General features: G+C 71.6%; 3 protein-coding genes. All 3 read left to right on the top strand.

All coding sequences use genetic code 11. The annotated features are described in order from the left end of the window. Positions 1–94: 94 nt before the first annotated feature. From ACFXPK_RS11715 to ACFXPK_RS11705, 3 genes are read left to right on the top strand one after another with little or no spacing between them, the layout of a single operon-like run. The gene (locus ACFXPK_RS11715; RefSeq protein WP_385074329.1) at positions 95–1,402 is read left to right on the top strand and encodes a M16 family metallopeptidase; all 1,308 of its coding nucleotides are present in this window, start codon (positions 95–97) and stop codon (positions 1,400–1,402) included. Between the two features lie 49 nt (positions 1,403–1,451). Continuing rightward, positions 1,452–2,204: a 4-hydroxy-tetrahydrodipicolinate reductase gene (gene dapB, locus ACFXPK_RS11710; RefSeq protein WP_385006288.1), complete on the top strand. Its 753-nt coding sequence runs from the start codon at positions 1,452–1,454 to the stop codon at positions 2,202–2,204. Between the two features lie 4 nt (positions 2,205–2,208). Beyond that, the gene (locus tag ACFXPK_RS11705) at positions 2,209–2,661 is read left to right on the top strand and encodes a hypothetical protein (RefSeq protein WP_385006290.1); all 453 of its coding nucleotides are present in this window, start codon (positions 2,209–2,211) and stop codon (positions 2,659–2,661) included. The last annotated feature ends 72 nt before the right edge of the window (positions 2,662–2,733 follow it).

The following is a 2,733-nucleotide window of genomic DNA, read 5'->3' as shown; positions in this document are numbered from 1 at the left end:
CGTCTTTGTTTATTATCACAGAGCGCTCCACCCCCGCGCCCGCCCCCCCCCCCCCCCCCCCGGGCCCCCCCCCCCCCTCGCCCGTACCCAAACCCTGCTCAAGGGCGAGAACGGGATCGGCACGGTCCGCCGTACGACCCTCCCCGGCGGCCTGCGCGTGGTCACCGAAACCCTGCCGTCGGTGCGCTCCGCGACCTTCGGCATCTGGGTGCAGGTCGGCTCCCGCGACGAGACGCCCGCCCTCAACGGCGCCACGCACTATCTGGAGCACCTGCTCTTCAAGGGCACCAAGCGGCGCAGCGCCCTCGACATCTCCTCCGCGATCGACGCGGTCGGCGGCGAGATGAACGCGTTCACCGCCAAGGAGTTCACCTGCTACTACGCGCGGGTGCTCGACACGGATCTGCCGCTCGCCATCGACGTCGTCTGTGACATGCTCACCGGCTCACTCATCGAGGCGGCGGACGTCGACGCCGAGCGCGGGGTCATCCTCGAAGAGATCGCGATGACCGAGGACGACCCGGGCGACTGCGTCCACGACCTGTTCGCGCAGACCATGTTCGGCGACAGCCCCCTCGGGCGCCCCGTCCTCGGCACCGTGGACACCGTCAACGCCCTGGACCGCGACCGGATCAGCCGCTTCTACCGCAAGCACTACGACCCGACGCGTCTCGTCGTCGCCGCCGCGGGCAACGTCGACCACGCCACGGTGGTACGCCAGGTCCGCAAGGCGTTCGACCGCGCCGGCGCCCTCTCCCGTACGGACGCGGCCCCCGTCGCGCCCCGTGACGGCAGCCGCGCCGTACGGGCCGCGGGCCGCGTCGACGTGCTGAACCGCAGGACCGAGCAGGCCCATGTCGTGCTCGGGATGCCGGGCCTGTCCCGTACCGACGAGCGCCGCTGGGCCCTCGGCGTACTGAACACGGCGCTCGGCGGCGGTATGAGTTCCCGGCTCTTCCAGGAGGTACGGGAGAAGCGCGGCCTCGCCTACAGCGTCTACTCGTACACCTCGGGCTTCGCCGACTGCGGGCTCTTCGGGGTCTACGCGGGCTGTCGCCCGAACCAGGTGCACGACGTCCTGAAGATCTGCCGCGACGAGCTGGACCGGGTCGCGGCCGACGGACTCGCCGACGAGGAGATCGCCCGCGCCGTCGGCCAGCTCTCCGGCGCCACCGTCCTCGGCCTGGAGGACACCGGCGCGCTGATGAACCGCATCGGCAAGAGCGAGCTGTGCTGGGGCGCCCAGATGTCCGTCGACGAGATGCTGGGACGGATAGCGGCGGTCACCCCCGACGACGTACGCGCCGTCGCCCGCGATGTACTGGGACAGCGTCCGTCGCTGTCCGTCATAGGACCGCTCAAGGACAAGCAGGCCGCCCGCCTCGACGAGGCGGTCTCCTGACCGGGCCCACCGGCCGGGCCGTACCCCCGAAGGTGAAGGAAACAGAGCAATGAGCAAGCTGCGCGTGGCCGTTCTGGGCGCCAAGGGCCGTATCGGCTCCGAGGCCGTACGGGCCGTCGAGGCCGCCGACGATCTCGAACTGGTCGCCACCCTCGGCCGGGGCGACAAGCTGGAGAGCCTGGTGGAGGCCGGCGCCGAGGTCGTGGTCGAGCTGACCACCCCTGCCTCGGTCATGGGCAACCTCGACTTCTGCGTCCGCCACGGCATCCACGCGGTCGTCGGCACCACGGGATGGACCGACGAACGGCTCGCGCAGCTCCACACCTCGCTCGACGCCTCCCCGCGCACGGGCGTGCTGATCGCGGCGAACTTCTCCATCGGCGCGGTCCTCACCATGAAGTTCTCCGAGACGGCCGCCCGCTACTTCGAATCGGTCGAGGTCATCGAGCTGCACCACCCGAACAAGGCGGACGCGCCGTCCGGCACGGCCACCCGCACCGCCCAGCTCATCGCCGCCGCCCGGGCCCAGGCCGGCAGCGCCCCGCAGCCCGACGCGACGGTCACGGCGCTGGACGGGGCGCGCGGCGCCGATGTCGACGGCGTACCGGTGCACTCCGTACGGCTGCGCGGCCTTCTCGCGCACCAGGAGGTCATCCTGGGCGCCGAGGGCGAGACGCTCACCGTGCGCCACGACTCGCTGCACCACAGCAGCTTCATGCCGGGCATCCTGCTCGGCGTACGGCGCGTGGTCACCACCCCGGGGCTCACCGTCGGTCTCGAACACTTCCTCGACCTGAGCTGACCTCATGCGCGCGAAGATCACCTACTGTGTCACGGCCGCCGTCCTGGTCGTCTACTTCGTCCTGGTCGGCAGCCGCGGCGTGCTCCTGATCGAACACGGCACGGTTCTCACCGTCACCTTCGGTGTCGCGGTGCTGATCCTGCCCGCCATCGGTGTCTGGTTCCTCTGGATGAACACCCGGTTCGTCCAGCGGGCGAACCGGCTCGCCACGGAGCTGGAGGCCGAGGGAGGGCTGCCGGTCGACGAACTGGTCCGCACCCCGGGCGGCCGGATCGACCGCGACTCGGCGGACGCCGTCTTCGCGGCGCGCCGCGCCGAGACGGAGGACTCCCCGGACGACTGGCGCTGCTGGTTCCGGCTCGCGATCGCCTACCACGACGCCCGGGACACCCCGCGGGCCCGCAAGGCGATGCAGCGGGCCATCGCGCTCCACGACGGCAGACCCGTCCAGGCCTGACGCCGCGCCGTACGGGGCGGCCGACCTGCGTATACAGGCGCGACGAAGGGCGGGGCCCGGCCACCATGGCCG

The sequence above is a fragment of the Streptomyces sp. NPDC059142 genome (genome assembly GCF_042755665.1).
Lineage (GTDB): Bacteria > Actinomycetota > Actinomycetes > Streptomycetales > Streptomycetaceae > Streptomyces.
The sequence above is the reverse complement of the archived record's forward strand: the minus strand, read 5'-3'. Positions and strand labels throughout refer to the sequence as shown.